The sequence below is a fragment of the Pseudomonas sp. S04 genome, from assembly GCF_009834545.1.
Taxonomy (GTDB): domain Bacteria; phylum Pseudomonadota; class Gammaproteobacteria; order Pseudomonadales; family Pseudomonadaceae; genus Aquipseudomonas.
The window spans coordinates 3608807-3632321 of the sequence record NZ_CP019427.1 but is presented as its reverse complement, the minus strand read 5'-3'; the positions used below and the strand labels follow the sequence as shown (position 1 = coordinate 3632321).

The window sequence follows — 23515 nt, the reverse complement described above, 5'->3', positions numbered from 1 at the left end:
CGGCTGTCATTTCGCTTGAATCAGGGTCAGCCAGGGGCTGTAGCGCTGGACCCGGATCGGTAGGGTTTCCGCCAGGGCGGCCAGGGTTTTGTCCGGGTCGTTGAGGGGGAATACCCCTTGCACCCGCAGATCGCGAATCGCGGGGGCCACCCGGACAAAACCACGGCTGTAGGGGCGCAGGGCATTCACCACCTGTTCCAGAGGTTCGTCGAGCACGTTCAGGCGCCCGTCCAGCCAGTCGGCGCGATGCCGTTGATCACCGGCGAGACGGACTATTCGTTGCCGGTAGAGCAGAGCCGACTGGCCTTCCTGCAGGACCGCCTGGCTGCCGTCGAACAGGCTCGCCTGGACTGCATGCTCAAGCACCAGGACCCGGCTGGCATCACGTTCCTGGGCCACCAGGAAACGCGTGCCCAGCGCGCACACTTCGCCTTGGGCGGTGCGTACGCGCAACGGACGCCGGGGATCGGCGGCCACCTGGATCAGTAGTTCGCCGTGGCGCAGGATCACCAGTCGTTGCTGCCCATCGAACTGCAGGTCGACCGCGCTCTCGGCGTTCAGGCTCAGGCGGCTGCCATCGGCCAGGTTGAAGTCCCGGCGCTGCCCACGCCCGGTGTGCAGGTCGGCGAACAGGTTGTCGCCCAGTGGACTGCGCGCCCCCAGCCACAGACCGCCACCGAGCAGGCCGAGGCCAGCGATCAGCCGTAGCGCATCGCGGCGCGAGCCCTGGGGTTGCAGGAGCAACTGTCGAGCTTGCGCGGCCTGGCCGGGAACCCGTCGATCAAGGGCGCGCAGGGTATTGAACGAGCCGCCGAGGCGTTCCTGCAACGTGGCCCAGGCCTGTGCGTGGGCAGGGTCCATGGCCAGCCAGGCATTGAAGCGTTCTTGCAGTCCGGCGTCGGGCTGGCCGGCGCGCAACTTGACCATCCAGTCGATGGCCTGCTCGCTGAGAGGGTCCAGGCGCGGCGCACTCATGAGCTCATCTCGCTCAGACAGCACTGGCGCAGGGCCTGTTTCATGTAGCGGCTGACGGTGCGCTCGGACAAGTTCAGACGACGGGCGATCTCGACGTACGTCAGGCCGTCCAGTTGGCTGTAGAGGAAGGTGGCCTTGACGACCAGGGGCAAGCCGTCGAGGGCCCGGTCAATCGCCACCAGGGCTTCAATCAGCTGCAATTGTTCTTCGGGGGAGGGCGCGAGCAATTCGGGAAGTGCCGACAAGCGTTCCAGGTACGCCAGCTCCAGCTTGCGCCGACGATGGCGGTCAAAGATCAGTCGGCGGGCGATGGTCGCCAGGAAGGCGCGCGGTTGTTCGATGCTGTCGGGGTCGACCCGGGCCACCAGCATCTGGCAGAAGGTATCGGCGGCAGTGTCCTCGGCGTCCGCGTGATTGCGCAGGCGACGCTGGATATGCTGCAACAGCCAGCGGTGATGGTCGCTGAAGAAGAAGCCCAGCTTGCGGGTCGAAGGGGGTTGCACCGGTCGGCTTTCCAGATGTTAGTGTGAATCGTTCTCAATACTACCTTCGAGAGGATCAACACTGCAATCGCCAACCGGTGCGCCGCGACCCTGGATTACATCTTGTGGTCGGCCATGTTCAGCGCCCGCACCGGGGCCTGGACTTCAATCGACTCTTTTTCACCCTTGGCGTTTTCGACGATCAAGGTCAGCGGCACGCTGTCGCCTTCCTTCACCTGGGCCACCAGGTCGATCAGCATCACGTGGTAGCCGTGGGGGTCGAACGACACCGCCTTGCCGGCAGGCAGGGCGACGGACTCCACCGGTTGCATGCTCATCACGTCGTTCTTCATGGTCGACTGATGCACCTGGACGATTTTCGCCGCTGGCGATTGCACGCCCAGCAGCTTGCTGTCGGTGCTGGCGGTCAGGGTCATGAACGCCCCGGTGGCTTGCTGCCCGGCGACGGTGGCGCGAACCCAGGCGTCATCGACCTGGGTCTGGGCCGAGGCCTGCAAGGCCAGGCCCAGCAGGGAAACACCCAGGAGCAACTGTTTGATACGGCTTTTGCTGAACGATGCGGTCATTAGCAGACCTCCATGACGGTGAGCAGGTCTTCCGTACACTCTTGTGCCGAAAGCGACTGGGACAATCCAAGGCGCAGGGTGCCCCTGGAGTCATAAACATAACTGGTCGCGGTGTGGGACAGGGTGTAGGTCGAGCCGCTGGGGACCTTCTCGAAGAACACGTCGAACTCCTTGGCCGTGGCCGCGGTTTCTTCGAGGCTGCCGTACAACGCGACAAACGATGGGTCGAAAGCCTTGACGTAGGCGTCGAGTACTTGCGGGGTGTCCCGTTCCGGGTCCAGGGTGATGAAGATCACCTGCAGGCGGTCGCCATCCTTGCCCATCAGCTTCTTGATTTTCGCCGCACGCGCAAGCGTGGTGGGGCAGATCGCCGGGCATTGGGTAAACCCGAAGAACACCATCGGCATCATCCCGCGAAAGCTCGACAGGGTTTGCACATCGCCATTGGTGTCTTTCAACTTGAAGGTGCGCCCGAGGATCTTGTCACTCAGGTCCTTGCCGTATTTGTATGACAGCTCGCCGCGAGTGTCGCAGCCGGTCAGCAGCCCCAGGCCCAACAGCCCCATACCTGCAATCACCTTGCGGCGATTCATCAAAACACTCATGCGTCAACGCCCTTTGGCCACCTGGCAGTCGAGTTGACCTGGCAGGGGGGTCACCGTGAAAGGGCAGCATCCTATCAAAATCGCGGCGATGGGTGCCGGCTTCGGGACAATTGGTCGCAGCAAGGTGGTCGTGCGCTCAGGGAAAGAACTCTCCGGGTGTGGCGCCGAATTGCTGGCGGAAGGCGGCGATGAAGGCCGAGGTCGAGTCGTAGCCGCAGGCCAGCGCCACGTCGGTAACACGCTCGCCCTGTTCCAGCGGGGTCAGCGCACCGAGCAGACGCAAGCGCTGGCGCCAGGCGCGGAAGGTCAGGCCGGTATCGCGCAGGAACAGGCGGCTGAGGGTCTTTTCGGTGACCGCGAATTTTTCGCTCCAGTGGCCCAGGGTGGTGGCCTGCTCCGGGTGCAGTTGCAGGCTCTGGTAGATTTTCTGCAGGCGGCTGTCCTGTGGCAGGGGCAGCATCAAGTCGATCTGCGGCGCCTCGGCCAATTGGTCGAGCAGGACTTGGACCAGTCGTCCCTGGGCGCCGTCCTCCTGGTATTCCACCGGCATCTGGCTGAAGCGGCGGATCAGTTCGCGCAACAGATCGCTGACCCCGAGCACGTGGCATCGCGGCTGCGCCCAGGCGGTGACGCTGCAATCGAGGTACAGGCTGCGCATTTCCGTGCGCGGCGAGCTGAACACCCGGTGCGGCACGCCGGCGGGGATCCACACGGCCCGTTGCGGCGGCGCGACGAAGCGCCCGGCGCTGGTCTGCACCTCGAGCACCCCTTGAATGGCGTAGGACAATTGCACCCAGGGATGGCTGTGGCGGCGGGTCAGGGCGCGATTGGGCAGTGACTCGGTGCGCCCGTAGACCGGTCGTGGCAGGCTGGGCAGCCCGGGCACACTGCGCCGGTAGCTCTGGTCATGTCCTTTAGGCGGCATCTGCTGGCTCTTTGGCGTTAGTCGGTAATCGGCAGTCACGTTAGAGTCGCCGCTACGTACTTGGCAACCCCCGGATGATACCGATGACCCGTCCTCGTTTCCTGCCCGACAACTTCACCCTGACCCTGATCGGCGTGGTGCTCCTGGCCAGCCTGCTGCCCGTCAGCGGCCAGGCCGCGGTCGGCTTTGGCTGGCTGACCAACGGCGCGATTGCCCTGCTGTTTTTCCTGCATGGGGCCAAGCTGTCCCGTGAGTCGATCATCGCCGGTGCCGGCCACTGGCGCCTGCACCTGCTGGTGTTCGGCCTGACCTTTGTGCTGTTCCCGCTGGTGGGCCTGGCGCTCAAGCCGCTGCTCTCACCGATGGTCGGTAATGAGTTGTACATGGGCATGCTCTACCTCTGTGCGTTGCCGGCCACGGTGCAGTCGGCGATTGCCTTTACCTCCCTGGCGCGCGGCAACATTCCGGCGGCCATCTGCAGTGCGGCGGCATCCAGCCTGTTCGGGATCTTCCTCACGCCCTTGCTGGTGGCCTTGCTCCTGAATGTGCACGGCGACGGCGGCTCGACCCTCGATGCCATCCTCAAGATCAGCCTGCAGTTGCTGCTGCCGTTTGTGGCCGGGCAGATCGCACGCCGCTGGGTCGGCGCCTGGGTAGGGCGCAACAAGCATTGGCTGAAATTCGTCGATCAGGGCTCGATTCTGCTGGTGGTCTACGGCGCCTTCAGCGAGGCGGTGAACGAAGGGCTGTGGCAGCAGATTCCGCTGTGGGAACTGGCGGGCCTGGTGCTGGCCTGCTGTATCGTCCTGGCGCTGGTGTTGATCGCGGCGACGCTACTGGGCAAGGCCTTTGGTTTCAACCAGGAAGACCGCATCACTATTTTGTTCTGCGGTTCGAAGAAAAGCCTGGCCACCGGCGTGCCGATGGCCCAGGTGCTGTTTGCCGGCAGCACTATCGGCCTGTTGATCCTGCCCCTGATGCTGTTCCACCAGATTCAACTGATGGTCTGTGCGGTGCTGGCCCAGCGCTACGCCAAACGCCCGGAGACGGTGGCCGAACTGATGGGCCAGGTCGATCCCTGAATCAAGGGCCGATTGCTCAGGCGCGGCGCAAGTGGGCGGCGACCACGGGCGGCTGGAGCAAGGCGAACAGGTTTTTCGGGTCCTGTAGCGTCGGCACCAGTTCAATCTCGCTGCCGATGTCCAGGGCCTCGGCCACGTCCAGCACGTAGCGCAGGGCCGAGTAGTCCTCGAGGGCGAAGCCCACGGAGTCGAACAGGGTGACTTCGTCGGCGCTTCGTCGAGCCTGTTCCTGGCCGTTGACCACTTTCCAGAATTCGATCACCGGCGAATCCGCGGGCATCTGCTGGATCTCGCCCTCGATGCGGCTTTGCGGTTCGTACTCGACGATCACCCGGGCCCGCTCGACGATGTCGCGGTGCAACTCGGTCTTGCCAGGGCAGTCACCACCCACGGCATTGAGGTGCATGCCGGGTTCGATCATTTGTGGGGTGAGGATGGTCGCGTAGGCCTTGTCGGCGGTCACGGTGGTGACGATATCGGCTCCGCGCACGGCATCGGCAACGCTGGCGGCAATCGTGATCTTCAGGGCCGGGTAGGCACTCAGGTTGGCCTGTAGTTTGGCGCTGGCGGCCGGGTCGATGTCGTACAGGCTAAGTTCTTCGATGCCCAGCAGGGTGTGGAATGCCAGGGCCTGGAATTCACTTTGCGAGCCGTTGCCGATCAGCGCCATGCGCCGGCTGTCTGGCCGGGCCAGGTAGCGTGCGGCCAGGGCGGAGGTGGCGGCGGTGCGAATGGCGGTGGTCAGGGTCATCTCGCTGAGCAGGACCGGCTTGCCTGTATCGACATCCCCCAACGCGCCAAAGGCCATGACCGTCAGCATGCCGTTATGGGTGTTTTTCGGGTGACCGTTGACGTACTTGAAGGCGTACAGCGCGGCATCCGACACCGGCATCAACTCGATCACGCCCTCCGGCGAGTGGTTGGCCAGGCGGGCACATTTCTCGAAGTCTTCCCAGCGCAGGTAGTCCTGGCGAATGTACTCGGCCATTTCAGTCAGGCAGCAGGTCAGGCCTTTGGCCTGGACGAGGCGGCTCAGGTCATTGACGTCAACGTAACGGGTCATGGGCGTACCTTTTTTATTAGCGTTTGAGGGGAGGAGATGCAGGAGTTGGCCATAGCGCCATTGTCGGGGTAAGCGCCGGTCTATCTCGGCCAATCCGTGGCTATGGCGCAGCGGTTGCGGTCGAATACCCGATGCCCACAGCCGAATCGGCTGTGGGCATCGGGAAAGCGCCCGGACTGTCGTGAAAACGACCTGTTGGCATCGAACGCGAACCGCGCTGAGTTTTCTGTTGAACGACTGTTCAGCTTGAACTATGTTGAGCGCACCTTCTGTTCCCGGCTGGTTGCGGGCTTGGCTTTCTTCACTTCGAATGAGGCACTGGCATGCGGTTTTCACCCTTGGTAGAGCGAATCCCAGGCCCGGATGCTGACGTCGGGGAGATTCCTCAGGCCGCCCGGACAATGATCGAAGTCGATCGCCTGCATAAACGCTTCGGCAACATCGAGGTGCTCAAGGGCGTCTCGCTGACGGCCCGCGAAGGCGAAGTGGTCTCGCTGATCGGCGCCAGTGGCTCAGGCAAAAGCACCTTGCTGCGCTGCATCAATATGCTCGAAGTGCCGGACCAGGGGCGCGTCCTGGTGGACGGTGAAAGCATCCGCCTCAACCATTCCCGTCCTGGCGCGCCGCTGGTGTCCGACGCCAGGCAACTGGTGCGGATTCGCTCGAGCCTGGGCATGGTGTTCCAGAACTTCAATCTCTGGCCCCATCGCACGGTGCTGGAGAACCTGATCGAGGCGCCCACCCAGGTCCTGCGCGAGAGCCGGGCCGAGGCCACCGAACGCGCTGAAGCCCTGCTCGAACGGGTGGGGCTGGCGGCCAAGCGCAACGAGTACCCGGCGTTTCTTTCCGGCGGCCAACAGCAGCGGGTGGCCATCGCCCGGGCCCTGGCCATGCGGCCCAAAGTCATGCTGTTCGATGAACCGACCTCGGCACTCGACCCGGAACTGGTGGGCGAAGTGTTGCGGGTGATCCGCTCGCTCGCCGAAGAAGGCCGGACCATGATCCTGGTGACCCATGAGATGGCCTTCGCCCGCGATGTCTCATCCAATGTCGCCTTCCTGCATCAGGGGCTGATCGAGGAAACCGGTACGCCGGACCAAGTGTTTGTACACCCACGCAGCGAGCGTTGCCGACAGTTCGTCAACGCTCATCAGACTCGCTAAAACACAATAACAAGACGGGGAAACATCATGGCAAATCGACGTTTGGCAAACTGGTTGACGGGCGTGGCCTGCGTGATGCTGGCCGGCATGAGCGCCGCGCAGGCACAGCCGATCAGGTTCGCGGTGGCGGCCGAACCTTATCCGCCGTACACCGAGAAGCAGCCCAACGGTGAGTGGAAGGGTTTTGAAGTCGACCTGATCCACAAGCTGTGCAGCGCGATGAAGGCCGAGTGCGAGATCAAGGAGGTGGCGTGGGACGGCATCATTCCTTCGCTGCTGGCGAAGAAGATCGACGTGATTTTTTCCTCGATGTCAGTCACCGCCGAACGCGAGAAACAGATCGCCTTCAGCAAGGCCTACTACGATTCGGCGATCGCCGTGGTCGGGCCCAAGGGCAGCTCGGTGAGCAAATACCCGGATGACCTCAAGGGCAAGATCATCGGCGTGCAGAACTCCACCGTCAGCGCCAGCTACCTGAAGGCCAAATACGAAAAAATCGCCGACGTGAAGTACTACGACACCCAGGACTCGGCCAACGCCGACCTGATCGCCGGGCGTCTCGACTTGATGATGGCCGACGGCACCGCCATGACCGAGTTCGTCAAGACCGCCGATGCCAAGGACCTCGCGTACCTGAGCACCGTGCCGTACGACCCGATCTTCGGCAAAGGCGTCGGCGCCGGCCTGCGCAAGGACGACGCCGCCCTCAAGGCGCGCCTCGACCAGGCGATCCAGACCCTGCTGGCAAGCAAGGACTATGACGACCTGTCGCAGCACTATTTCGGAACCAGCGTGAAACCTGCCTTCTGACGACAAACCGGGTCGCCGTGGCTGAGGCCGCCATCGCTGGCAAGCCGCAAGCGGGCGCCAGCTCCCACAAGGAGTGCGGCGGTGCACATGCTGATGTTGTGAACCCAGTCTTTGTAGGAGCGAGCTTGCTCGCGATGGTCGCCAACGATAACGCGCCGAGCCTGACTCAACGCGGCGTTCTTGAGTCTTTCGCGAGCAAGCTCGCTCCTACAGGCTTGTCCGCGATGGGGCCAGACCGCCACAGGCGGTTGAAGGTCAGTAACCGGAGAGTGAAATGCCTGCAATGTTCGAATTGATCGGCTTCAGCGAACGAGGATGGGGCGGGGCCTTGTTGCGTGGGTTGTGGATGACCCTGCAGATATCCGCCGGAGCGTTTGTGGTCGGGTTGTTGATCGGGCTGGTGGTGGCCTGCCTCAAGTTGGGCGCGCCGAAACCGATCGCGGCCCTGATGCGCGGCTACACCACCTTGTTCCGCGCGATCCCGGAGCTGCTGCTGATCCTGCTGCTGTACTACGTCGGCTCCATGCTGCTCAACGCCCTTATGGCCCACATGGGCTACGACGCGATAGACGTCAGCGGGCCGCTGGCGGCGATCCTCGTCCTGGGGCTGGTGCAGGGGGCATACGCCTCGGAGATTTTCCGCGCGGCGATCCAGGCAATCCCCTTTGGCCTGATCGAGGCGGGAAGAGCCTTCGGCCTCAGCGGCTTTGGCCTGTTCCGTCGCGTCACCCTGCCGATCATGGCGCCCTATGCGATGGCCGGGATGGCCAACCTGTGGATCAACCTGATCAAGGACAGCGCCCTGATCAGCGTGGTCGGCACCAACGAGTTGCTGTACACCGCCAAGCAGGGCGCGGGTTCGACCCGCCACTACCTGCTGTTCTACCTCACCGCCGCCGCGCTGTATTACGCGGTGACGCTACTGTCCAACTACCTGTCGGGACGGCTGGAGCGACGCATTCGTCGCTGGATGCCTTTGGCTGAGTGAATGAGATGATTGCAGCGTGGATAATCGAGTACGCCGCCCTGTTGGGCCGAGGGTTGCAGACCACCATCAGCATCCTGCTGATCGCCAGCGTGCTGGGCTTCGTCCTGGCGGTGCTGGTGGCCCTGGCGCGGATCTCGAAAAACCGTCTGCTGGCCAAGGCCAGCCTGCTCTACACCAGCCTGTGGCGCGGCACGCCGCTGCTGATCCAGATCTACATTTTCTACTACGGCCTGGGCAGCCTGTTTGCCCAGTTCCCGCTGCTGCGCGCCAGCTTCCTGTGGCCCTACCTGCGCGATGGCTACTGGTACATCGTGTTCGCCCTGGTGCTGTCGGTGGGGGCCTATGTCGGTGAAGTGATTCGCGGCGGCCTGCTGGCGGTGCCCAAGGGCGAGATGGAAGCGGCCTCGGCCTTTGGCATGACGGCGCGCCAGGCGCTGCTGCGGGTGCGCCTGCCCCGGGCCATGCGCTTGCTGTTGCCGACCCTGGCCGGGGAGTGTGTGATGCTGCTCAAGTCCACGGCGCTGGCCTCGACCATCGCGGTGATCGACCTGCTGGGCGCCGCCAACGTCGTGCGCGCCCAGACCCTGCAGGTCTATGAACCGTTGCTGCTGGTGGCACTGGTGTATGTCTGCCTGACGTTCCTGATCGAGGCGCTGTTTGCCTTCGCCGAACGCCGTGGTACTCCCGTGCGCAGGTCGGTGTGATGAGTAGCTCGCGGGTCGACCGCTCATTGCAAGGCATTGGCCTGTGCACCCTGGGCTACGCCTTCCTGGCCCTGCAGGACGCCGGCATCAAGTGGCTGGTGGCCGATTATTCGGTGGTCAGCATCCTGTTCTGGCGCAGCCTGGTGGTGGTCGTCGCCTGCCTGCTGGTGGGCCGCCTGCAACTGGTACAACGGGCCTGGCGCTCGCCAAGCCGGCGCTTGCTGGTGGTGCGCGGCTTGCTGTCGATTGTCGCCTGGCTGCTGTATTACACCGCCGCCCGCGACCTGACCCTGGCGGAGATGACCACCCTGTATTTCTCGGCGCCGATCATGGTTACGGTGCTGGCGGCAGTGATGCTCAAGGAGCGCGCCAACACCTGGCAGTGGCTGAGCCTGATCATCGGTTTTGTCGGGGTGGTGATCGCCTGCCGCCCGACCCAGATCCAGGACCCGTGGCCGGTGGTACTGACCCTGCTGGCCGCCATGTGCTGGGCCTTCACCTACATCCAGTTGCGTCAGGTCGATGAACAGACCTCGGTGTTGGAACAGATGCTGATCACCAATGTGGTGTTTGTGGTGTGCATGCTGGTGGCGTTGCCCTGGACCCACACCCCGGCACCGACCCCGGCCTGGCTGGGCATGCTTGCGGCGGGGCTGGTGGGCGGGATCGGTCAGTTCCTGCTGTTCGCCAGCTTCCAGCGGGCCACCGCGACCTTGCTCGCACCTTTCGAATACACCGGGCTGATCTGGGCGTTTGCCCTGTCGAGCCTGGTCTGGGGCACGCTGCTGGATGGCTCGCTGATCATCGGCGCCGGGTTGATCGCGATCAGCGGCACCCTGGCGATGATCTTTGGGCGGCATGGCAGCCAGGAGGTGGTCGGGGCCGAGTGTTCGGTCTCGCAGCCGCTGTATCCGCCGGCGACGCCGGAGCAGGCCGAACGCGACCGGCAATCCATTGAGCAGCAGCCATGAACAGGGGAGGACAGGCGGATGGTCGAGGATATTTCATTCAGTGTGCCGAACAATAACGGCGACCCGGTGCGGGTCGGCGCCTGGCGTTACGCCGGCGCCGGCCAGGGCCCTGCCGTGCACCTTCAGGCCGGGGTACATGCCGATGAAATCGCCGGCATGCTGGTGCTGCACCTGCTGATGCCCAAGTTGGCCCGGGCCCAAGCCGCAGGTCGGCTCAAGGGCTCGGTGACGGTGGTGCCCCAGGCCAATCCTCTGGGCATCGGGCAGTTTCGCCAGGGGCGGATTCTCGGGCGTTTCCACGATGCCACGGGACACAATTTCAACCGCGGTTTCGACCAGTCGGCGGCGATGGCCCAGCCGTCGACCGTGGTCCAGCACTGGCAAAAAAAGCTGGTGCAACTGGCCTCCAGCGCCGACGTGGTGCTGGACTTGCACACCGACGACGAAGCCCTGCCATACCTCTACCTGCACCGCAGTTTCTGGCCTCGCGGCCGCGCGCTGGCGGCGGCGATGCGCATGGACGTGGCGATCATCTGGGATGACGGCGGTGACGGTTCTTTCGAAGAAGCCCTGATCAGCCCCTGGCTGCGTGCAGGCGTGAACCAGCGGCAAATGGCCGCGACCCTGGAGCTGCGTGGGCAGGGCGATGTCAGCGATGCCGATGCCGCGCAGGACGCCGAGGGCTTGTATGCCTGGTTGTGTGGCCATGGGGTCATCGATGAGGCGCGTGAGCCTGTGGACTGGCCTGTCGAGGCCATGGACATGGGCCAGATGGAAACCATCCTGGCACCGCAGCCGGGGGTGCTGGTGTTTGAGAAGGCACTGGGGGATGTCGTCGAGCAGGGGCAGCGATTCGCGCGGATTATCGGGCGCCCGGGGGATCCGTCTTCCGAGGTGGTGCTGCTGGCCGAACAGGCCGGGCGGATGGTCACCCGCCATCGGGACCGCCTGGTGGCCCAGGGCACGGTGGTCGCGAAGTTCACCGGCAGCCAGGTATCGCGTAACTGGCACGGTGGGTTGCTGGACCCTAATTAAGCGACAGATGCTACAGGTACTGCGCAAATTGCTTAACTGATCGGCATCAAGCGAAGATCCGGTGTTTTTTGTGAGACATAGGTGGGAGCGAGCTTGCTCGCGATGATCTCAAGAGCGACGCGTTGTTTCAGGCAGCGCGCGTTATCGTTGACGACCATCGCGAGCAGGCCGCAAGCGGGCACCGCAAGCGGGCACCCGCTCCTACAGTTTCGGCATAGCTTCAGAGACCGGCGCTTTGCCCAGCTTCGGTCTTCGGCTTGCCGTAGTGCCATTCGTAGACCACGAACTTGAAGTCCTTGAGGTCGCCTTTTTCGTCGAAGCTCAGGTCGCCGGTAGGGGTCTTGAAGGTGCCGCTGTGGATCGCCGCGGCGACTTTTTCCGGGTCTTCGCTCTTGGCCGCGACGATCGCGCCGGCAATCACGTCCACCGCCGAGTAGGTCGGCAGGACAAACGGGCCGCTGGGGTTTTCCTGTTTCGCGGTGAAGGCCGCTACCAGCGCCTGGTTGGCCGGGTCCTGGTCGAAGGATTTAGGCAGGGTTACCAGCATGCCTTCGGCAGCGTCCTTGGCGATCTGCGAGATCGAGTCGTTACCCACGCCTTCCGGGCCCATGAAGCGGGCGCTGAGGCCTTTTTCCTTGGCCTGGCGCAACAGCAGGCCCATTTCCGGGTGATAGCCGCCGAAGTACACGAAGTCGACATTGGCCTGCTTGAGCTTGGTCAGGATCGAGGAGTAGTCGCGTTCGCCGACGTTGATACCTTCGAACATCGCCACCTTGATGCCTTCCTTGCCGAGGATCTCGCGCACCGAGGTGGCGATGCCTTCACCGTACTGCTGCTTGTCGTGCAGCACCGCGACATTGGCTGGTTTCAGGCCGACGATGTAGCGCGCCGCCGCCGGGCCCTGGGCGTTGTCCAGGCCGATGGTGCGGAAGATCATCTTGTAGCCGCGTGCGGTCAGTTCCGGGCTGGTCGCGGCCGGAGTGATCATCACGATGCCTTCGTCTTCATAGATATCCGACGCTGGCTGGGTGGAGCTGGAGCACAGGTGCCCGACCACGTACTTGATGCCGTCGTTGACTACTTTGTTGGCGACCGCCACCGCCTGCTTGGGGTCGCAGGCATCGTCGTATTCCACGGCCACCAGCTGTTTGCCGTCGACGCCGCCACGGGCGTTGATCTGCTCGATGGCCATGCGGGCACCGCTGAACTGCATGTCACCGTATTGCGCTACCGGGCCGGTTTTCGGTCCGGCGATGCCGATGCGGATGGTGTCCTCAGCCAGGGCATGGCAGGACAGGCCGGCAAGGATCATGGCGCTGAGCAGTTGGGTGGTTTTTTTATTGATACGACTCATGGTGTTCCACTCCTGTGGGTAATGACTCATAAAGGTCTTGCAGTTGATTCAGCGATCCCAAGGCGCGCTTCGCGCTGGATCGAGGCGGTAGCGGCCGATCGCCTCGCTGAGTATGCCAGCGTCGAGGCCATCGTGGTCCACCAGACTTTTTAATCCGGCCAGGACAATGCTGTGCTGATCCACCTCAAAGAACTGCCGCAGGTTGGCGCGGTTGTCGCTGCGGCCAAACCCGTCGGTGCCCAGGGTGGTGTAGGGCGCCTCCAGGTACTGGCCGATCAGTTGCGGCCAGGCACGCACGTAATCGCTGGCGGCGATGATCGGTTGGCGACCGCCGAGCTGTTGCTGCAAATGGCTGCTGCGTGGCTCGCCGGTCTGCAGGCGGTTGTCGCGCTCGACCTCGCGGGCCTCGCGCGCCAGTTCGCTGAAGCTGGTGGCGCTGAACACCTCGGTGTGAATGCCCCAGTCCTTGGCGAGCAACTCGCTGGCCGCGAGTACTTCGCGCAATATCGCCCCGGAGCCCACCAGGCGCAGGCGAATTTGCGACGGCTCGGTGCAACTGCGCGAATAGCGATACAGGCCGCGCAGGACATCGGCATGCTGGCTGTCGTCGAGACTCGGCTGCGGGTAGTTTTCGTTCATCACCGCGACGTAGTGGAACTCGTCGCACTGCTGTTCCAGCAGGCGCCGGGCCGCGTGGTCGAGAATCACCGCCAGTTCCCCGGCAAAACACGGGTCCCAGGCACGACAGTTGGGCACCATCGCCGCCATCACCAGGCTGGAGCCGTCCTGATGTTGCAGGCCCTCGCCACCGAGGGTGGTCCGGCCCGCCGTGGCGCCGAGCAAAATGCCCCGGGAGCGCTGGTCGGCGGCGGCCCAGATCAGGTCGCCGACCCGCTGGAAGCCGAACATCGAATAGTAGATGTACACCGGCAGCATCGGCACGCCGTGTACTGAATAGGAGGTCGCGGCCGCGACCCAGGAGGACAGGGCGCCGGCCTCGGTGATGCCTTCTTCCAGCAACTGGCCATTGCGTGACTCCCGGTAGGAGAGGATCGAGCCGCTGTCTTCCGGCTCGTACAACTGGCCGTGGGGCGAGTAGATACCGATCTGGCGGAACAGGCTGGCCATGCCAAAGGTGCGTGCTTCATCGGCGACGATCGGCACCACTCGCGGCCCCAGTTCTGGCGCCTTGAGCCAGGCCGTCAGCAGGCGCACGGCGGCCATGGTGGTGGACATTTCCTTGCCTTGCGCCTTGAGCGCAAAGCCGCCCGACAACGCCAGCGCCGGCACCGGAATCTGCGGCGCAGCGCTCTTGCGCGCCGGCAGCGGACCGCCGAGGGCCTGGCGCCGGGCGCGCAGGTAGCGCATTTCGGCGCTGTCCTCGGGCGGACGATAGAAGCGTAATTGTTCGACATCCTGGTCCGACAGCGGCAGGTGGAAGCGGTCGCGGAACGCCAGCAGGGCGGCGACATCGAGTTTTTTCGCCTGGTGCGCGGTCATCCGCGACTCGCCGGCCGCGCCGATGCCATAGCCCTTTTTGGTCTTGGCCAGGATTACCGTCGGCCGGCCCTTGCAGGCCTTGGCGGCGGCGAAGGCGGCGTGCAGTTTGCGCAAGTCGTGGCCGCCGCGTTTCAGGCCATTGATCTCCTCGACGCTCATGTGTTCCACCAGGCGCCGCACTTGCGGGTCTTTCTGGAAAAAGTGCTCCAGGTTATAGGCACCGTCATGGGCGCCAAGGGTCTGGTATTCGCCGTCCGGGGTGGCTGCCAGGCGCTTGAGCAGGACGTTGTCGGTGTCGCGGGCAAACAGTGCATCCCACTCCGAGCCCCACAGTACCTTGATCACATTCCAGCCGGCACCGGCGAACAGCGCTTCGAGTTCCTGGATGATCTGGCCGTTGCCGCGCACCGGGCCGTCCAGGCGTTGCAGGTTGCAGTTGACGATAAAGGTCAGGTTGTCCAGTTGTTCGCGGGCTGCCAGGGACAGGCCGGCGATGGACTCGGGCTCGTCCATCTCGCCGTCGCCAAACACCCCCCAGACATGCCGGCCCTCGGTCTGCAGCAACTCGCGGTGCTGCAGGTAGCGCATGAACCGCGCCTGGTACACCGCGCTGATCGGGCCGATGCCCATGGAGCCGGTGGGGAACTGCCAGAAGTCCGGCATCAGCCACGGGTGAGGGTAGGAGCACAGTCCGGGACCGTTGATTTCCTGGCGATAGTTGGCCAGTTGCTCCTCGCTCAAGCGCCCTTCGAGAAAGGCCCGGGCATAGACCCCGGGTGCCGAGTGCGGCTGGAAAAACACCAGGTCGGCGTTGCGCTGGCCATTGTCGCCATCGCCACGGAAAAAGTGCTGGAAACCCACCTCGAAGATCTCTGCCGCCGAGGCGTAACTGGCGATGTGGCCGCCCAGTTCACCGTAGGCATGGTTGGCCCGGACCACCATGGCCAGGGCGTTCCAGCGCAGCAGGCTGGTGATGCGCTCTTCCAGCAGCAGGTCACCGGGGTAGGTGCCCTGTTGCTCCAGCGACAGGGTGTTGCGGTAGGCGGAAAAGGCCTGGGCGTCGTGGTTGATGCCGTGCTCGCCGGCGTACTCTTGCAGGCGCTTGAGCAAGTAGCGGGCGCGCTCAGGGCCACAGGCGGCGAGGGTCGAGGCCAGGGCGTCGAGCCACTCGCGGGTTTCTTGCGGGTCTTCATCCTGGGCGCAGGGCGGGCCCTGATGGAGCAGGTCTGGGGTAGTCATCGTTGGTCTCCCTCAGGAGCAAGCGTCGAGGGCCTGGGTGACGTCGGCCAGCAGGTCGGCGATGTCCTCCAGGCCCACCGACAAGCGTACCAGCCCTTCGGAAATGCCGTGTTCGGCGCGTTGCTCCGGGGAGTAGGTGGAGTGGGTCATGCTGGCCGGGTGTTGGGCCAGGGACTCGGCGTCGCCCAGGCTGACCGCGCGGCTGAACAGCTGCAGGGCGTTCATGAAGCGCCGGCCGTCGACCAGGCCACCCTTGAGTTCGAAGGCGATCATGCCGCCGGGCAATTTCATTTGCCGTGAGGCCAGTTGGTGCTGGGGAAAGGACGCCAGGCCAGGGTAGGTCACCCACTCGACTGCCGGGTGCGCCTGCAGATACTCGGCGATCACCTGGGCGTTGCTGCAATGGCGCTCCATGCGCAGGGCCAGGGTCTTGAGCCCGCGCATCAGCAGGAAGGCATCCTGGGGCGACATCACCGCGCCGGTCAGGTCCTTGAGGCCTTGCAAGCGGATCCGGTCAGCCAGTGCCTGGCTGCTGACCACGATCCCGGCGGTGATATCGCCATGGCCGCTGAGGTACTTGGTGGCCGAGTGCACCACCACGTCCGCGCCCAGCTCCAGTGGGCGTTGCAGGTAAGGGGTGCAATAGGTGTTGTCCACCACCAGGGTGACCTGCGGGTGCTGCCGGGAGATCTCGGCCACGGCGGCGATGTCCACCAGTTGCATGGTCGGGTTGGCCGGTGTTTCGCAGTAGATCATCCGCGTGGCCGGGCTGATCGCTGCGCGCAACTCGCTGAGGTTGGACAGGTCGACATGCCGCACCTTGACCCCGAACTCGCCGATGCCGTGGTGCAGCAGGGCGAAGGTGCAGCCATACAGGGTACGGTCGACGATGATCTCGTCCGCCGGGCGCAGCAAGGTCCAGAGGGTTGCGGCAATCGCGCCCATGCCGGAACTGAAGGCCACGGCCGCCTCGCCGTTTTCCAGGGTCGCCATGCGCGACTCCAGCAGCGCCAGGGTCGGGTTGGAAATCCGCGTGTAGAAATGCCCGGGTTGTTCGCCGGCAAAACAGCCGGCGCCGTATTCGGCGGTGGGGAAGGTGAAGGTGGACGTGAGGTAGATCGGCGGGATCAACGCCCCCTGGTTATCCAGCGGGTTGTAGCCGTGGTGAATCGCACGGGTAGAAAAGCCAAGTTCGTTGTTTTTATTGTTCATGGTTAACGCTCCCTGATTTCCTACAATGCTATGCTCAAATTCAACGCGATAAATTCCAAACTTGCCCGTTTATAAACGGCTAATTGGAATACAAACCCATAAAAACAAGATTAAGAGGCAAGATATGCCCGCCGGCCTGGATCGTACTGACAAAGCCCTGCTGAACGCCCTGCAGGGCAACGCCCGCCTGACTACCGCCGAACTGGCGGACCAGGTGGCCCTGACCACTTCGCCGTGCTGGCGTCGGGTGAAAATCCTTGAGGAAAGCGGGGTGATCACTGGCTACCAGGCGATCCTCTCGCCCAAGGCCCTGGGGTACGGCGTGACGGCTTTTGTCAGCGTGATGATGGAATCCCACAACCAGGAAATGGCCCGCACGTTCGAACAGCGTCTGCTGCAGATCCCGGAAATCGTCGCTTGCCACAACGTCTCCGGACGCTACGATTTTCTCTTGGAAGTGGTGGCCAAGGACCTGGAGTCCTTCGGCGAATTCGCCCGCGAAGTGCTGCAGACCTTGCCAGCGGTGAAGGAGATTTATTCGAGTTTTTCGTTTAAGTCGGTGAAGCCGTCGCGGGTGATTCCGGTATTGGGCTGATGCGATCCGGCACGGTGGTCCAGCTGCTATTTTTACCCTCGACAGGATCGCACCGGGGAGTCACTCGGCTGCGCTGATCGATGACTTGCATCAGGAGCACGACCATGCACCGATTCACCGGCGGTTGCCTATGTGGCGATGTACGCATCGAAGCGGCGGGCCAGCCCTATCGGGTTGGGCTGTGTCATTGCCTGGAGTGTCGCAAGCACCACGGCGCGCTGTTTCACGCCTCTGCGATATTTCCCGAAGCGGCGGTGACCATCACAGGCGAAACGCGGGATTACGCCGGGCGGTTTTTCTGCCCGCGCTGCGGCTCGTCGGTGTTCGCCCGCAGCGCCGACGAAGTGGAAGTCAACCTGGGTTCTTTGGATGCCCCTGACCAGTTGATGCCCACCTATGAAAGCTGGGTGATCCGTCGCGAGTCCTGGTTGCCGGCATTTCCATTGGCCCGGCACTACCGGCAGGATCGCGAGGGGAGCGGGCGTCTGGAAGAGTAAGCTACCGCGGCCTCTTGTCGGGTTGGAGCACCTTCCCAAAAGGGGACAGATTTATTTGACGGGAGCCAAATAAATCGGGAGCTAAATAAATCTGTCCCCTTTTGCACAGTCCCCTTTTGCACACAAGCCGCGCAACAACAAGTTCAGTAAAAACAACCCGGATTTTGCCGCCGGCTACATCAACTACTTCGTGATCAACGGCGCCGTGCTGGCACCGCAGTTTGGTGACCGGGCGGCCGATCGCCGGGCCCTTGAGTTGCTGACCCAGCTCTACCCGGACCGCGAAGTGGTGCAACTGGACATCGACGCGATCAGCGCCGGCGGTGGCGGTGGCGGCATCCATTGCGTGACCAGCCACCAGCCGCAGGTATAGCCGCGCATTGAGCCAAATGGCCATTTATTTTGGCCATTACGATCCCCTTTTGGCCAAGGCCGCACTGTGTCCCGCTGCGTCCCTGGGCAACAATCGGGGCAGTTGGCCGATCCCGGAACGTGCACTCAAACCCTAACTAGAATCCGGATTCGCCTGCCCTTGGCTATCGTTTAACCCGCTGCCGTTTACAGAACATAAAAACCGTCGAACTAACGCCGCATTTGGGGAAACCATTCATGGTCACGATGAACCGTATTCTGGGCGCCACCTTGTGTGGGCTGACGCTGCTAGCCAGCGCCGTGCACGCCGAACAGCGCGAATTGAGGGTGTACAACTGGGCGGACTACATCCTGCCGTCCGTGCCCAAGGACTTTGCCAAGCAAAGTGGTATCAAGGTCACCTGGGACACCTTCGACACCAACGAATCCCTGGAGGCCAAGTTGTTGACCGGCAACTCGGGTTACGACCTGGTGGTGCCCTCCAACCAGTTTCTCGAGACCCAGATCAAGGCCGGGGTGTTCCAGAAACTCGACAAGTCGAAGTTACCCAACTGGCAGCACCAGGACCCGGTCTTGCTCAAGCTGCTGAACCAGAACGACCCGGGCAACCAGTACGGCGTGCCGTACATGTATGGCACGGTGCTGATTGGTTTCAACCCGGCCAAAGTCAAGGCCGCCCTCGGTGAAAATGCCCCCGTGGACAGTTGGGACCTGGTGTTCAAGCCAGAGAACATGGAGAAGTTGAAAGCCTGCGGCGTGGCCATGCTCGATTCGCCGACGGAAATCCTGCCATTGGCCCTGCATTACCTGGGGCTGGACCCCAACAGCCAGAACCCGGATGACTACGAGAAGGCCAAGGCCCTGCTGCTCAAGGTTCGCCCTTACGTGGCTTATTTCAACTCGGCCAAGTACATGACCGACATCGCCAATGGCGATATTTGCGTGGCCATCGGTTACTCCGGCAGCTTTTATCAGTTCGGCAACCGCGCCAAGGAATCCGGCAACGGCGTGGTGGTCGATTGGCGCCTGCCCAAGGAGGGCGCACCGATCTGGTTCGACACCTTTGCCATCCCCAAGAGCGCAAAAAACGTCTCCGAGGCCCACGAGTTTCTCAACAACCTGCTGGACCCGAAAGTCATCGCCCCCATCAGTGACTTCCTCGGTTACCCCAATGCCAACAAGGACTCACTGGCGCTGATCAACCCGGAAATTACCGGCAACCCCAACCTGACGCCCACCAGCGAGGCGTTGAAAACCCTGTATGTGGTGCAGCCGTTGCCACAAAAGCTGGAGCGGGTGCGTACTCGGGTCTGGACCAGCATCAAGACCGACAAGTAAGGCCATGGCCCTGGACCGCCACGCAAGGTGGCGGTCTGGCAGGTTAGAAGCGGTCTACAGCGCAGTGGGTGAAGTCCTGGTTTTGTGGGTATATCCGTTGCTGCGGTGATGGCGGCTTAGGGTTTCGCCCTTACGGCGAGGCACTTTTGTCAAACGACACAAAAGTACCCAAAAAGTCTCAGCCCCAGCGTTCGGCCCCTCGCCAAGGCTCGGGGTCCCTTCGCTACGGTATCCATCCGGGGGCATCGCCTCCGGTTTGCTTCGCTGCACCTCCTCTCGATGTATGCGGCTTCGCCGCACGGCGCTACGCGCCTCCCCCCTGATGGACACCTTCGCTCAGCCTGCCGAAGGGGCAGGTGGATCAAGATCAAGAGCAAAAGCACGGCGACCTGACAGTCGGCCTGAGTGGTAAGGGCGGGCGAGGCGGCCTACCGGCCGGCCTGCTTTTTTCCTAGTGTATGAATTTCCTTTGTGGGAGCGGGCTTGCCCGCGATGGGGCCGCTACAGCCAACATTTATGGTTCCTGGCACACCGCCTTCCCGGGCTAGCGGAGCGCCGCCCGGCCCAGCCCCACAGTGGCTTTGGTTGCTTGCAGATTTTGCGTACGGCCACCAGACCTGTGGGAGCGCAGCCTCACCCCTCGGTGTTGCCTTGCAACGACTGCTCGTACGCTCGGGTCATGATTTGCCAGGTCTGGGCATCGGCCGGGATCAGGTGCTCGATGCGCAGTGAGCTCAGGGTGATGTCCTGGGGCATGCCGAAGGTGGTGAAGGTCGACAGGAAGTTCAATTCGCCCTGGGCGCAGTCGATGCGCGTCAGTACCAGCGGCGGCAGTTCGGCTGTCATCGGCGGCGGGTTGACCGGGGCGGGCAGGGTGTCCAGGAGCTGGGCCAGGGTCGGGTTGGCCATGGCCTCGCGGGTTGCGCGCTGCCAGGCCAGGCTGCGGATCTCCTCGGCGTTGCGCAAATGGTCGCCCAGTCCGCCCGGCTGCAGCAGCGTCACCAGCAGGTTGAGCTCCACCGCCGCATCGGCCGGCAGTCCCACCAGGTCGAAGAGCACGGCAGTGCTGGCGTTGGCGGCCAGCACTTGCCAGTGGCTGCCCAGGACAATCGCCGGTGCGGGATTGTTGGCGTGCAGGACATGGCTGATCGCGCCGCGCACCGCCTCCATGGGCGGCGCCGTCAGGGGCGTCGCTTCGTAGCGCGGCGCATAACCGGATGCCAGGAACACGCGGTTGCACTGCTCCAAGGGTGCCTCCAGGGCGGTCAGCAGGTTGTGCAGGGTGCCGGGGCTCGGCTGGGCGCGGCCGGTTTCGATGCAGCTCAGGTGACGCTGGGAAACCCCCGCGATCAAGGCGAGGTCGAGCTGGCTCAGGCGGGCCTGGCGGCGCAGCAGGCGCAACTGCTCGCCGGCGGTGGTCGGGGGTGTCGTGCGGGGAAAGGGTCGGATATCCATACGTTGACTCTGGCCGTGCAAGGGGTAGGCGTCCATGACCTCAGAGGTCATTGAGGGCCGGGCGACGATAGCACTAACGTGCTGCTCATCAACCGCCGATTGCAGGAAGCACCGCATGTCTCGACCCTATCTCGCCCTGGCCGCCTTGAGCGGATTTTCCCTGTACACCGGCTGGACCCTGTTGATCGCCGAGCAATCGCTGCTGGCGTTCGGGATGGGCCTTTTGTCCCGGCCGGATACCGCCCAGGTGGTCATCGATCTCTACCTGCTGGCGGGCATGGCCGGCGTCTGGATGTACCGGGACGCCCGGGCCAAGGGCCGCTCCTTGGTATCGGTGCTGCCGTATTTGCTGCTCACCGCGATCTTCGTCTCGATCGGCCCGCTGCTGTACCTGGTGGTCAATGGCTTTTGCGCCAAGCCCGGCGCCAGGGGGCAGGGATGAACAGCCCGCTGCACGTCTATGCCCTGTGTGTGCTGCTGTTGTTCGGGAAAATGTTGCTCATCTCCTGCTACCAGGGGTTCTTTCGTATCCGCCACCGGGTGTTCACCAACGCTGAGGATGCGCGATTTTTCCAGCGCCCGGCGCTACCTCAGGAACTGCCCCAGGTACATCGGGCCGGCAAAGCCTGGGCCAATGACCTGGAAAACATTCCGCTGTTCTTTGCGCTGGGCGGCTTGTGTCTGGCCCTGGAAGCCGATGACCAGCTCGCACCCGGGTTGTTTTGCCTGTTCACCAGTGCCCGGGTGCTGCACACCCTGATGTACCTCGGCGGCTGGCAGCCATGGCGCACGATTGCCTATGGGCTAGGGCTGGCTTGCCTGCTGGCAATGGCCGGCCTGGTGGCGGCGAGGATTTTTCCGGCGGCGGGATGAGCTGCACAAATCTTCTAAACAGCGAGATGCAAAGCGCGGTAAGTTGATCGCCCGAATTTTTTGCCCAGTGCTGGCGCCGGAGGCACCATGGACGATCACCACTGGATCGAACTGTCCCAGGATCCCGACACTGGGATCGAGTCGATCCGCGCGCATTTCCAGGGCCACGCCTATGACCCGCACTGGCACGACAGCTTCCTGGTGGGAATCACCGAGCAGGGCGTGCAGCAGTTCAATTGCCGGCGGGTGCGCCACCTCAGTACGCCCGGCAAGGTGTTCATGCTGGAGCCGGGGGAAATCCACGATGGGCAGGCCCCGACCGAGGAAGGTTTCACCTACTCCATGCTGTACTTCGATCCGGCGTGGCTGGAGCAGCAACTGCGCTTGCTGTTCGAGCAGGTGCCGCAGCACAGCCAGTTGGGCTTCGCCGACACCCTGAGCCAGGATCCGGGCCTGGCAATGTGCATTGGCCAGGCTTTCCAGGCGCTGCACCGGGGCGAGTTGCGCATCGTGCGCCAGAGCGCCACCGACAACTTGTTGGCCGCGCTCACCCGGCACCTCGACTGGCGTCAGCGCCAGACCTATGATCCGCGCCTGCCACGGGTGGCCCAGGTGGCGCGTGACTACCTGCAGGCCCACGCCTTTGAAGACATCGGCCTGGATCAATTGGCCCAGGTCTGTGGCGTCGACCGTTTTCGCCTGAGCCGCGCCTTCAAGGCGGCGTTCGGGCTGGCGCCCCATGCCTATCTGATCCAGCTGCGCCTGGCCCGGGCGCGCTTGTGGCTGGCGCGGGGCGAAACTCCGGCGCAGGTTGCCAGTGCCCTGGGTTTTGCCGATCAGAGTCATCTGGGGCGCTGGTTCCGCCGTGCCTATCGGCTCACCCCGGCCGATTACCGTAAGCGCTGCTCAAACCTTCCAGACTGAACCCCGCCGGCGCGCGAGCATGGACCCCTGTCTGATCAAGGAGTCCCTGCCATGCTGTCGTTCCTGCCTTTTCTGTTGTTTGCCTTCGTGGCCTCGATCACCCCGGGGCCACTCAATATCCTGGTCCTGAGTCACGGTTCCCGGCGCGGATTGGTTGCCACCCTGCCGATTATTCTCGGCGCCTGTGTCGCGGCGGCGCTGGTGGTGTTGAGTGTCGGGCTCGGGCTGGGTGAGACGCTGCTGCGGTTCCCGCGCGTGCAACAGGCGATGGTCTGGGCCGGGGCGTTGTGGCTGAGCTGGTTGGCCTGGCAGATCTTTCGCAGTCCACCGCCTGCGCTGGATTCGACCGACACGCGCGACGCCGGTATGGGCGTGCTCGGCGCCGCGGCCCTGCAAGTGATCAACCCCAAAGTCTGGATGATGGCGGTGGCCGTGGCGAGCGTGTTTGCCGGCGACGGGGAACAGGCGTCGCGGATGCTGCTGTTGTCACTGTTGTTCCTCCTGACCTGCCTGCCGTGCATGACCCTGTGGGCGCTGTTGGGCGTGGGCAGCGCCCGGGTATTGCGTTCGCCCCGGGCGTTTGTGCGGATGAACCGTGGGTTGGCGGTGTTGCTGCTGCTGTCGGCCTGGTTGGGCGTGTTGGTGTAGGCATCATCGATGTTGAATGGGCCGGCCCCATCGCGGGCAAGCCCGCTCCCACAGTGGTTCTGGGTGTTCGCAGATTTTGGGTACACCTACTCAACCTGTGGGAGCTGGCTTGCCAGCG

At 63.6% G+C, this 23515-nt stretch carries 24 protein-coding genes and 1 pseudogene; 15 read left to right on the top strand and 10 right to left on the bottom strand.

Annotation, left to right across the window (positions count from 1 at the left end; genetic code table 11):
- Nucleotides 1-6: 6 nt before the first annotated feature.
- From PspS04_RS16010 to PspS04_RS15990, 5 genes are all read right to left on the bottom strand, one after another.
- Nucleotides 7-975 carry a FecR domain-containing protein gene (locus PspS04_RS16010; RefSeq protein WP_159996507.1) on the bottom strand — a complete coding sequence of 323 codons (969 nt, stop codon included), beginning with the start codon at nucleotides 973-975 and terminating at the stop codon, nucleotides 7-9.
- Nucleotides 972-1478: a sigma-70 family RNA polymerase sigma factor gene (locus PspS04_RS16005; RefSeq protein WP_159996505.1), complete on the bottom strand. Its 507-nt coding sequence runs from the start codon at nucleotides 1476-1478 to the stop codon at nucleotides 972-974. Before PspS04_RS16005 ends, PspS04_RS16010 begins: the two co-directional genes overlap by 4 nt.
- 95 nt (nucleotides 1479-1573) lie before the next feature.
- A complete protein-coding gene (locus tag PspS04_RS16000) occupies nucleotides 1574-2044 on the bottom strand; it encodes a copper chaperone PCu(A)C (protein ID WP_095169075.1) in 471 nt (156 codons plus the stop codon).
- Nucleotides 2044-2649, bottom strand: coding sequence for an SCO family protein (locus tag PspS04_RS15995; protein WP_159996503.1), 606 nt, complete (start codon nucleotides 2647-2649; stop codon nucleotides 2044-2046). The genes PspS04_RS16000 and PspS04_RS15995 overlap by 1 nt, the downstream gene beginning before the upstream one ends.
- Before the next feature lie 136 nt (nucleotides 2650-2785).
- Nucleotides 2786-3574, bottom strand: coding sequence for an AraC family transcriptional regulator (locus PspS04_RS15990; RefSeq protein WP_095169077.1), 789 nt, complete (start codon nucleotides 3572-3574; stop codon nucleotides 2786-2788).
- 83 nt (nucleotides 3575-3657) lie between these two features.
- On the opposite strand from PspS04_RS15990, the gene PspS04_RS15985 reads away from it, so the two are divergent.
- Complete coding sequence (locus PspS04_RS15985) at nucleotides 3658-4656, top strand: bile acid:sodium symporter family protein (RefSeq protein ID WP_159996501.1); 999 nt, start codon at nucleotides 3658-3660, stop codon at nucleotides 4654-4656.
- Between the two features lie 16 nt (nucleotides 4657-4672).
- On the opposite strand, the gene PspS04_RS15980 is transcribed toward PspS04_RS15985, so the two are convergent.
- Complete coding sequence (locus tag PspS04_RS15980) at nucleotides 4673-5719, bottom strand: ornithine cyclodeaminase (RefSeq protein WP_159996499.1); 1047 nt, start codon at nucleotides 5717-5719, stop codon at nucleotides 4673-4675.
- Nucleotides 5720-6120: 401 nt separating this feature from the next.
- On the opposite strand from PspS04_RS15980, the gene PspS04_RS15975 reads away from it, so the two are divergent.
- From PspS04_RS15975 to PspS04_RS15950, 6 genes are all read left to right on the top strand, one after another.
- On the top strand, nucleotides 6121-6882 hold the full coding sequence (locus PspS04_RS15975; RefSeq protein ID WP_143501217.1) for an ABC transporter ATP-binding protein: 762 nt from the start codon (nucleotides 6121-6123) through the stop codon (nucleotides 6880-6882).
- A gap of 27 nt (nucleotides 6883-6909) precedes the next feature.
- Nucleotides 6910-7692: a transporter substrate-binding domain-containing protein gene (locus PspS04_RS15970; RefSeq protein WP_095169080.1), complete on the top strand. Its 783-nt coding sequence runs from the start codon at nucleotides 6910-6912 to the stop codon at nucleotides 7690-7692.
- 274 nt (nucleotides 7693-7966) lie between these two features.
- Entirely contained in the window at nucleotides 7967-8680 is a 714-nt protein-coding gene (locus tag PspS04_RS15965) for an ABC transporter permease (protein ID WP_095169082.1), read from the top strand.
- Between the two features lie 5 nt (nucleotides 8681-8685).
- Entirely contained in the window at nucleotides 8686-9384 is a 699-nt protein-coding gene (locus PspS04_RS15960; protein ID WP_159998848.1) for an ABC transporter permease, read from the top strand.
- On the top strand, nucleotides 9384-10355 hold the full coding sequence (locus PspS04_RS15955) for a DMT family transporter (protein WP_159996497.1): 972 nt from the start codon (nucleotides 9384-9386) through the stop codon (nucleotides 10353-10355). The genes PspS04_RS15960 and PspS04_RS15955 overlap by 1 nt, the downstream gene beginning before the upstream one ends.
- 18 nt (nucleotides 10356-10373) lie before the next feature.
- Nucleotides 10374-11390, top strand: coding sequence for a succinylglutamate desuccinylase/aspartoacylase domain-containing protein (locus tag PspS04_RS15950; protein WP_159996495.1), 1017 nt, complete (start codon nucleotides 10374-10376; stop codon nucleotides 11388-11390).
- A 220-nt stretch (nucleotides 11391-11610) separates the two neighbouring features.
- Here the strand turns inward: PspS04_RS15950 and PspS04_RS15945 are convergent, their stop codons facing one another.
- The 3 genes from PspS04_RS15945 to PspS04_RS15935 are packed head-to-tail and all read right to left on the bottom strand — an operon-like array spanning nucleotide 11611 to nucleotide 16695.
- Nucleotides 11611-12744, bottom strand: coding sequence for a branched-chain amino acid ABC transporter substrate-binding protein (locus PspS04_RS15945; protein ID WP_095169085.1), 1134 nt, complete (start codon nucleotides 12742-12744; stop codon nucleotides 11611-11613).
- A 48-nt stretch (nucleotides 12745-12792) separates the two neighbouring features.
- The gene (gene mdeB / locus PspS04_RS15940; RefSeq protein WP_159996493.1) at nucleotides 12793-15483 is read right to left on the bottom strand and encodes an alpha-ketoglutarate dehydrogenase; all 2691 of its coding nucleotides are present in this window, start codon (nucleotides 15481-15483) and stop codon (nucleotides 12793-12795) included.
- A 12-nt stretch (nucleotides 15484-15495) separates the two neighbouring features.
- Nucleotides 15496-16695, bottom strand: coding sequence for a methionine gamma-lyase (locus PspS04_RS15935; RefSeq protein WP_159996491.1), 1200 nt, complete (start codon nucleotides 16693-16695; stop codon nucleotides 15496-15498).
- Nucleotides 16696-16819: 124 nt separating this feature from the next.
- Here PspS04_RS15935 and PspS04_RS15930 point away from each other — a divergent pair, with 124 nt between their 5' ends.
- From PspS04_RS15930 to PspS04_RS15915, 4 genes and pseudogenes are all read left to right on the top strand, one after another.
- Complete coding sequence (locus PspS04_RS15930; protein WP_159996489.1) at nucleotides 16820-17290, top strand: Lrp/AsnC family transcriptional regulator; 471 nt, start codon at nucleotides 16820-16822, stop codon at nucleotides 17288-17290.
- Between the two features lie 104 nt (nucleotides 17291-17394).
- Nucleotides 17395-17787, top strand: a complete 393-nt coding sequence (locus tag PspS04_RS15925; protein WP_095169089.1) for a GFA family protein — start codon at nucleotides 17395-17397, stop codon at nucleotides 17785-17787.
- 127 nt (nucleotides 17788-17914) lie between these two features.
- Nucleotides 17915-18160 (top strand): annotated as a pseudogene (locus PspS04_RS15920) (agmatine deiminase family protein); the annotation flags it as partial.
- Nucleotides 18161-18396: 236 nt separating this feature from the next.
- On the top strand, nucleotides 18397-19497 hold the full coding sequence (locus tag PspS04_RS15915; RefSeq protein ID WP_095169097.1) for a polyamine ABC transporter substrate-binding protein: 1101 nt from the start codon (nucleotides 18397-18399) through the stop codon (nucleotides 19495-19497).
- A gap of 633 nt (nucleotides 19498-20130) precedes the next feature.
- On the opposite strand, the gene PspS04_RS15910 is transcribed toward PspS04_RS15915, so the two are convergent.
- Nucleotides 20131-20952 (bottom strand): helix-turn-helix domain-containing protein, encoded by an 822-nt coding sequence (locus PspS04_RS15910; protein ID WP_237234922.1) that lies wholly within the window; start codon nucleotides 20950-20952, stop codon nucleotides 20131-20133.
- A gap of 115 nt (nucleotides 20953-21067) precedes the next feature.
- Between PspS04_RS15910 and PspS04_RS15905 the strand changes: the two genes are divergently transcribed.
- The 4 genes from PspS04_RS15905 to PspS04_RS15890 all read left to right on the top strand — a co-directional run bounded on the left by PspS04_RS15905 (nucleotide 21068) and on the right by PspS04_RS15890 (nucleotide 23397).
- Entirely contained in the window at nucleotides 21068-21394 is a 327-nt protein-coding gene (locus PspS04_RS15905; protein WP_159996485.1) for a DUF2834 domain-containing protein, read from the top strand.
- Entirely contained in the window at nucleotides 21391-21825 is a 435-nt protein-coding gene (locus PspS04_RS15900; protein ID WP_159996483.1) for an MAPEG family protein, read from the top strand. Before PspS04_RS15905 ends, PspS04_RS15900 begins: the two co-directional genes overlap by 4 nt.
- Before the next feature lie 87 nt (nucleotides 21826-21912).
- Nucleotides 21913-22749 carry an AraC family transcriptional regulator gene (locus PspS04_RS15895; protein WP_159996481.1) on the top strand — a complete coding sequence of 279 codons (837 nt, stop codon included), beginning with the start codon at nucleotides 21913-21915 and terminating at the stop codon, nucleotides 22747-22749.
- Between the two features lie 51 nt (nucleotides 22750-22800).
- Nucleotides 22801-23397, top strand: a complete 597-nt coding sequence (locus PspS04_RS15890; RefSeq protein WP_159996479.1) for a LysE family translocator — start codon at nucleotides 22801-22803, stop codon at nucleotides 23395-23397.
- Nucleotides 23398-23515: the final 118 nt, after the last annotated feature.

What these genes read in the sequence shown, in the direction of transcription:
- PspS04_RS16010 (WP_159996507.1), bottom strand. Translation starts at nt 975, where the DNA reads ATGAGTGCGCCGCGCCTGGACCCTCTCAGCGAGCAGGCCATCGACTGG.
- PspS04_RS16000 (WP_095169075.1), bottom strand. Translation starts at nt 2,044, where the DNA reads ATGACCGCATCGTTCAGCAAAAGCCGTATCAAACAGTTGCTCCTGGGT.
- PspS04_RS15995 (WP_159996503.1), bottom strand. Translation starts at nt 2,649, where the DNA reads ATGAGTGTTTTGATGAATCGCCGCAAGGTGATTGCAGGTATGGGGCTG.
- PspS04_RS15990 (WP_095169077.1), bottom strand. Translation starts at nt 3,574, where the DNA reads ATGCCGCCTAAAGGACATGACCAGAGCTACCGGCGCAGTGTGCCCGGG.
- PspS04_RS15985 (WP_159996501.1), top strand. Translation starts at nt 3,658, where the DNA reads ATGACCCGTCCTCGTTTCCTGCCCGACAACTTCACCCTGACCCTGATC.
- PspS04_RS15980 (WP_159996499.1), bottom strand. Translation starts at nt 5,719, where the DNA reads ATGACCCGTTACGTTGACGTCAATGACCTGAGCCGCCTCGTCCAGGCC.
- PspS04_RS15975 (WP_143501217.1), top strand. Translation starts at nt 6,121, where the DNA reads ATGATCGAAGTCGATCGCCTGCATAAACGCTTCGGCAACATCGAGGTG.
- PspS04_RS15970 (WP_095169080.1), top strand. Translation starts at nt 6,910, where the DNA reads ATGGCAAATCGACGTTTGGCAAACTGGTTGACGGGCGTGGCCTGCGTG.
- PspS04_RS15965 (WP_095169082.1), top strand. Translation starts at nt 7,967, where the DNA reads ATGCCTGCAATGTTCGAATTGATCGGCTTCAGCGAACGAGGATGGGGC.
- PspS04_RS15960 (WP_159998848.1), top strand. Translation starts at nt 8,686, where the DNA reads ATGATTGCAGCGTGGATAATCGAGTACGCCGCCCTGTTGGGCCGAGGG.
- PspS04_RS15955 (WP_159996497.1), top strand. Translation starts at nt 9,384, where the DNA reads ATGAGTAGCTCGCGGGTCGACCGCTCATTGCAAGGCATTGGCCTGTGC.
- PspS04_RS15950 (WP_159996495.1), top strand. Translation starts at nt 10,374, where the DNA reads ATGGTCGAGGATATTTCATTCAGTGTGCCGAACAATAACGGCGACCCG.
- PspS04_RS15945 (WP_095169085.1), bottom strand. Translation starts at nt 12,744, where the DNA reads ATGAGTCGTATCAATAAAAAAACCACCCAACTGCTCAGCGCCATGATC.
- mdeB (WP_159996493.1), bottom strand. Translation starts at nt 15,483, where the DNA reads ATGACTACCCCAGACCTGCTCCATCAGGGCCCGCCCTGCGCCCAGGAT.
- PspS04_RS15935 (WP_159996491.1), bottom strand. Translation starts at nt 16,695, where the DNA reads ATGAACAATAAAAACAACGAACTTGGCTTTTCTACCCGTGCGATTCAC.
- PspS04_RS15930 (WP_159996489.1), top strand. Translation starts at nt 16,820, where the DNA reads ATGCCCGCCGGCCTGGATCGTACTGACAAAGCCCTGCTGAACGCCCTG.
- PspS04_RS15925 (WP_095169089.1), top strand. Translation starts at nt 17,395, where the DNA reads ATGCACCGATTCACCGGCGGTTGCCTATGTGGCGATGTACGCATCGAA.
- PspS04_RS15915 (WP_095169097.1), top strand. Translation starts at nt 18,397, where the DNA reads ATGGTCACGATGAACCGTATTCTGGGCGCCACCTTGTGTGGGCTGACG.
- PspS04_RS15910 (WP_237234922.1), bottom strand. Translation starts at nt 20,952, where the DNA reads ATGGATATCCGACCCTTTCCCCGCACGACACCCCCGACCACCGCCGGC.
- PspS04_RS15905 (WP_159996485.1), top strand. Translation starts at nt 21,068, where the DNA reads ATGTCTCGACCCTATCTCGCCCTGGCCGCCTTGAGCGGATTTTCCCTG.
- PspS04_RS15900 (WP_159996483.1), top strand. Translation starts at nt 21,391, where the DNA reads ATGAACAGCCCGCTGCACGTCTATGCCCTGTGTGTGCTGCTGTTGTTC.
- PspS04_RS15895 (WP_159996481.1), top strand. Translation starts at nt 21,913, where the DNA reads ATGGACGATCACCACTGGATCGAACTGTCCCAGGATCCCGACACTGGG.
- PspS04_RS15890 (WP_159996479.1), top strand. Translation starts at nt 22,801, where the DNA reads ATGCTGTCGTTCCTGCCTTTTCTGTTGTTTGCCTTCGTGGCCTCGATC.